Source organism: Psychrobacter sp. Rd 27.2 (genome assembly GCF_001921755.1).
Classification (GTDB): Bacteria; Pseudomonadota; Gammaproteobacteria; order Pseudomonadales; family Moraxellaceae; genus Psychrobacter; species Psychrobacter celer.
Map to the genome: position 1 here is coordinate 1 of NZ_MRYB01000161.1, position 319 is coordinate 319.

General features: G+C 44.2%; 1 protein-coding gene. It reads left to right on the forward strand.

All coding sequences use genetic code 11. The annotated features are described in order from the left end of the window. Positions 1–309: Ig-like domain-containing protein (locus BTV99_RS13040; protein WP_178377995.1), on the forward strand; the 309-nt coding region annotated here is incomplete at its 5' end. Between the last annotated feature and the right edge of the window lie 10 nt (positions 310–319).

Below are 319 nucleotides of genomic sequence, written 5' to 3' on the forward strand. Positions count from 1 at the left end.
ACGCCTGATAAATTACTATTTCAAGCAGTGAAGTCGGTTATCACTCCTGGTGGCAGCACCGAAGTGGTAGCGACAGTCAAAGATAAAAACGATGTACCTGTAGAAGGTCAGACGGTAGTCTTTAGTCGTTCGGCGGACTCATCAGCAGGTCGATTATCGGCTGCAACAGCGGTGACGAATAGTAGAGGTGAGGCGCGTGTTGTCTATACAGCCAATGCCAGTACTCCTATTAATAAGGTAGTTATCAATGCTCGACTACTCGATGATAAGTTTAATATTCCTGCTAAAACGACAACTATTACTGAATAAAAAGAAGCGG